This is a genomic window from Nocardiopsis sp. TNDT3 (assembly GCF_003427465.1).
In the GTDB taxonomy this organism is placed as follows: Bacteria; Actinomycetota; Actinomycetes; order Streptosporangiales; family Streptosporangiaceae; genus Nocardiopsis; species Nocardiopsis dassonvillei.
Genome location: NZ_QPFC01000821.1, coordinates 1 through 2,042, shown reverse-complemented (window position 1 = coordinate 2,042; position 2,042 = coordinate 1). Strand labels below are relative to the sequence as shown.

Here is a 2,042-nt window from a genome sequence, read left to right as displayed (position 1 = left end):
GGACGTGGGTGAGGGGGAGGGGCATGAGGGGGCCTTTCGATAACCGTATATCCATACGATTATGACCGTACCATGATACGGTTATCCGGTGCCGAGAACCGCAGACCACGCCCAGAGGCGCACGCAGATCACCGGCGCCGTGTGCGAGCTGATCGCCGAACGGGGGCTGGACGCCGTGACCGTGGCCCGCACGGCCGCGCGCGCGGGGATCTCCGTCGGGCTCGTGCAGCACTACTTCCCGTCCAAGGACGACATGCTCCTGCACGCGTTCGAGCGGGTCAGCACGGCCGTCGCCACCCGCGTCGCGGACGTGGTCAGCGAGGGCGCCCGGCACGAGAGGACCATTTCCGGGATCCTGCTGGCCGCGCTGGCCGAGCACTTGCCCCTGGACGAGCCCCGCCGGGCGGAATTCCGGGTGATCCGCGTCTTCGCCGGACGGGCCCTGGAGAACCCGGCCCTGGCCGAGGTGGACGCGCGCACGGCGGACGCGCTGCACGCCGAGATCGCCCGAGCGGTGCGCAACGGCGTGGAGTGCGGTGAGGTGGAGGCGGACGTGGACGCCGCCGCGTCCGCCGCCCGCGTCGCCGCCGTGGCCGAGGGGCTGGCCACCCAGGTCTACCGGGGCGGGCCGGGAGCCGCCGAGCGTGCCCGGGAGGCGTTGCGCGCGGAACTGGGTTCGGTGTTCACGGGAGAGTGCCGCCAGTACGCGCGCTGAACCGCCGACCCCGGCCGCGTTCCCGGCCGCGGTGGCGGTGTTCCCCCTGGAACGGCCGGAGTCTCCGAAGCGCTCCCGGAGGTCGTTGTTCTCCCGGGGCGGGGATCACGGTCCTGCTGCCGGTCACGCCCCTGGTTCGGGCTCGCTGAGCCGCCGGGTCTGCGTGTGCAGGATGTCGATGGTCTTCGTGACGTAGTCGGTGATCACGGCGAGTTCGGCCTCGTCGTACCCGGCCATCAGTTCGCCCATCGCCCGCGACAGCCCCGCGAAGGCGTCGGCGGGGTCGGGCCGCGCCTCGACGTCCGCAGAGACGAGCACGCGCCGCCGGTCGGCGGGGTCGGGGACGCGCTGCACGTAGCCCAGGCGGTGCAGCCGGTCGACGAGTCCGGTGACGGCTCCGGGGGTCAGGCCGGTCAGCTCGGCCAGCGCGCCCGCCGTGAGCGGGCCCTGTCGTTCGATCAGGCCCAGCGCGCGGTGGTCGAGCGCGCGCAGTCCCAGGCGTTGGCCGACGGCCTCGTGGAAGAGCACGACGGCGGTGCTGAGCTGCCGTCCGAGGTCGCTGCCGTCCCCTGCCGTGTCGCTGTCCCCGCTGTCCATGCCCCGTCGCCCCCTTCTCCGCTGCACCGCCTTCCTCCTGCCTGCGGTGAACTTCTTTCAGGCTATCGAATATTTTAGTTTAGTGAACTAAAGTAAATATCCGACAGGCACCGCCACCGCGAACCGGGAGAGCGACGATGACGGAGAGAGCCACCATCCCCGAGCTGACCTGGCGCGCACACCTGCGGCTGGCCCTGGAGCCTCCGCGCTGGGCCCTGGCCTTCTACGTCCGCCACCTCCCCCTGGTGGTGGGCCTCTCCCTGGTCCCGGCGGTCGAACGCTTCGGGGTGGCGCTGTGGGGCGACGCGCTGGCGACGCCCTCGCGCGTGGCTCTGGAGGTGCTCGCCCAAGGGGCGAGGGTGGTGCTGATCGTCCTCGTCATCCGCATCGCGATCCTCAAGGACGAGCGGGTCCGGGCCGGGAGGCGTCTGGGCGACGGCCGCCGCGTCCAGGCGTTCCTCGACCACCGGTGGCCCGGTCTGCTGTGGCAGGGGGTGCTGCTGCTCGCGTTGTTCGCCGTCTTCTCCGTCGTCCCCGAGCAGGTCGTGCCCCTGTGGATTCCCGCCTCGGAGCAGGACCTCTACTGGGCGCTGCTGCTCGCGGTCAAGAACGTCACGGTCATCGCCGTCACCCTCGTCTGGATGGTCGGCGCGGTCCGTCAGATGCTCATCGAGGGCGGGTGTCTGCTGGAGGGGGCGCCCGGGTCCGGGGCCGAGCCCGGCCCCGGACC

At 71.9% G+C, this 2,042-nt stretch carries 3 protein-coding genes; 2 read left to right on the top strand and 1 reads right to left on the bottom strand.

Annotation, left to right across the window (positions count from 1 at the left end):
• Window positions 1-88: 88 nt before the first annotated feature.
• Complete coding sequence (locus DQW06_RS19970) at window positions 89-715, top strand: TetR/AcrR family transcriptional regulator (RefSeq protein WP_013153794.1); 627 nt, start codon at window positions 89-91, stop codon at window positions 713-715.
• Window positions 716-838: 123 nt separating this feature from the next.
• Here the strand turns inward: DQW06_RS19970 and DQW06_RS19965 are convergent, their stop codons facing one another.
• Complete coding sequence (locus DQW06_RS19965; RefSeq protein WP_013153793.1) at window positions 839-1,312, bottom strand: MarR family winged helix-turn-helix transcriptional regulator; 474 nt, start codon at window positions 1,310-1,312, stop codon at window positions 839-841.
• A gap of 137 nt (window positions 1,313-1,449) precedes the next feature.
• Between DQW06_RS19965 and DQW06_RS19960 the strand changes: the two genes are divergently transcribed.
• A partial coding sequence (locus DQW06_RS19960; RefSeq protein WP_117199091.1) for a hypothetical protein occupies window positions 1,450-2,042 on the top strand: 593 nt, incomplete at its 3' end.

What these genes read in the sequence shown, in the direction of transcription:
- DQW06_RS19965 (WP_013153793.1), bottom strand. Translation starts at nt 1,312, where the DNA reads ATGGACAGCGGGGACAGCGACACGGCAGGGGACGGCAGCGACCTCGGA.